This is a genomic window from Chamaesiphon sp. OTE_20_metabat_361 (assembly GCF_031364565.1).
On sequence record NZ_JANLWO010000669.1, the window covers coordinates 1 to 2512 of the forward strand.

Below are 2512 nucleotides of genomic sequence, written 5' to 3' on the forward strand. Positions count from 1 at the left end.
GATTATCCGTCGATTAAAATTAAACTGCAAATGGATCGGCAACAAGTGACCTTTAGTTCGCAATCGCAAGCGACTAATTATATTCCCTGGAAAGTGACGATCGAGCGCGACAATCTCACTACTGAATATATTAGTAACTCGCCACTTCCAGCCCAGGCACTTCAACTCCTAAATCCCTATCTCAACTTGTCAGGAATCGATCGAGTTATTCAACGGCGACGACTGCCAAATGCGAATATTATTCATCGCCCTAAGTAATGAATATATAGGCTGACAATCGTCAGAATAACGCCGCCTAAATCTCGATCGCGCGGGACAATCGATCTCATCGTCCACAAAGATAGTAGGATACATAGATAAGAGATCCAGTCCGCAGGAACTAACCGATTGCGGCAACCATCTTAGACATCTAACCCGAAGGGGTGAAATCATCGTTTCGATCGCCGTAATTTTGAGCGAGCACACCGTATGCTACCAATTGCCCCAGATACTCTTTTGCAGCAACGTTACCGCATTCTCAATTTACTTGAAGATGACACATTGGGGCGGACGTATCTGGCAACCGATAGCGGTCGTGCTGATGCCTACTGCGCGTTAGTAGAGGCGATCCCTACCGCCCAATCGCCAACTGCTGTCGCTGCTGCTAAAGAGTTTTTCAAGCGGGAAGTTACGCCCCTGTATCAGCTCCAGCATTCCCAGATTCCGAGGTTTTGGACGACGCTCGAAGAGCAAAATCGGCTGTTAATCGTCCGAGACTATGTGGCTGGCAAAACTTACGCCCAACTGCTCGCAGAACGTCGCAATGTCGGTAGCGAGTTTACCGCAGCCGAAGTCCACCAATTTCTCACCCAAGTCTTACCGCCGATCGGCTACGCTCATAGCAAAGGGACGATCCATCGCAATCTGTCCCCAACAAACATCATTTGCCGCGATCGCGATCGCTTACCAGTTGTTACGAACTTTGGTGTCCTGACGGACTTTATCAACCAGATCCAGTCGCCCGGAAATCGGCTGGCGATCGGGCAACCGGGCTACGCACCTGCGGAGCAAGTTCACAGCGGTCGAATTTCGCCGAGTACCGATCTCTATGCCCTGGCGATCGCGGCGATCGTCATGCTCACAGGCAAAGATCCCAGCGCACTGATTGATGGAGATCGGATCGATTGGAATTGGCGCAAATGGACGCAGATTAGCGATGAATTCGCCGCAATTCTGAGTCGGATGTTGAGTTTTGAGCCAGAAGATCGCTACCAATCGGCACTGGAAGTCAGCCAAGCTCTCTCAAGTGCGATCGAGCCGCAGTCAATCGCGGCACCATCGCCCCCACGCCCCTCAACCCTGCAAACAGTAGCTGTCGGGGGTAAGAGTATCCCGCATTCCGAACCATCCCCAGCAGCAATTATCAATGTCGATCGCAAATCGATCTGGGAACAGCCCAAAGTATTTATCCCCGCCGGAATCGCGATCGCCCTGCTAGCTGGACTTGGCTCGTGGTTTGGCGTCAGCCAATTACTCCGTCGTCCCACAGACCCGGTAGCGACAACGCCACCCAAACAAGTCGATTTTAATAATCCGACTATTCCGACCGATAGCAGCAGTCCTAGCCCGACTACCGCCGCCAGCGATGTCATTCAACCAGAAATGAATCTGTCGATCGTCAAAGAAGGTACTGTCGATGCTACGACTCCCATCAAATATCGGATTCCAGCTCTAGCCGGACAAAATCTCGACATTCAGCTCATCCCCGCCTTGGCGTCGCCGACAGACCCCACTCAAACAACACCACCCACCGATCCGGCTAACTCGCTCTCAAGTCCGATCGATCCCCTCAAACCCAGTCCCAGCCAGTCAAAAAATAACGCCGCTACCAACCCCCCGATCTCCCTCCCCAATGCCACTACCCCCCCGACTCAAGTCCTGATGACGATTCTCTCGCCCACAGGTACCCCGATCGACGATCGAGCCGATCGCGTCGTGGGTTGGCGCGGTCAAATCCCGGCATCTGGCGATTATACGATCGAGCTACGTCCGATTAAAGGCATCAAAGGCAGCATATTTCCCTATAAATTGAGCGTCACTCAAGTCGCCATCTCCCCGACACCGACACCGATACCGATACCGAGCGTTAATCCTTCACCCAGCCCCGACTCCAGCCTACCATCAGGTACCCCAGTACCGATCGAAGGCAATGGGATCGCCCCCACTCCGACTAACCCCAATCCAAATTCAGCACCTAATAATCTGCCTAGCGGGATCGACTCGCCCGCCCCCAGTGTCACCCCCACACCCAGCGAATCGCCACGTCCAGCCCGCAGACGCCGCCGCAATCGAGTGCAGGTCGAACCGACTCCCCAAATTCAGCGCGATCGATCCGAATCTACCGAAGAAACGCCCACCCCCCGCCGTCGCCGTCAGGTCGAATCCACAGAAGAAACACCCACCCCCCGCCGTCGCCGTCAAGCTGAATCCACCGAAGAAACCCCCACGCCGCGTCGCCGCCGTCAGCCCGAAG

Annotated in this window: 2 protein-coding genes; both read left to right on the forward strand. The window is 54.1% G+C overall.

All coding sequences use genetic code 11. The annotated features are described in order from the left end of the window. Window positions 1-258 (forward strand): hypothetical protein (locus RMO35_RS19125; protein ID WP_309743200.1); only part of this gene is annotated, 258 nt, incomplete at its 5' end. A 210-nt stretch (window positions 259-468) separates the two neighbouring features. Then, window positions 469-2512: protein kinase domain-containing protein (locus tag RMO35_RS19130; RefSeq protein WP_309743202.1), on the forward strand; the 2044-nt coding region annotated here is incomplete at its 3' end.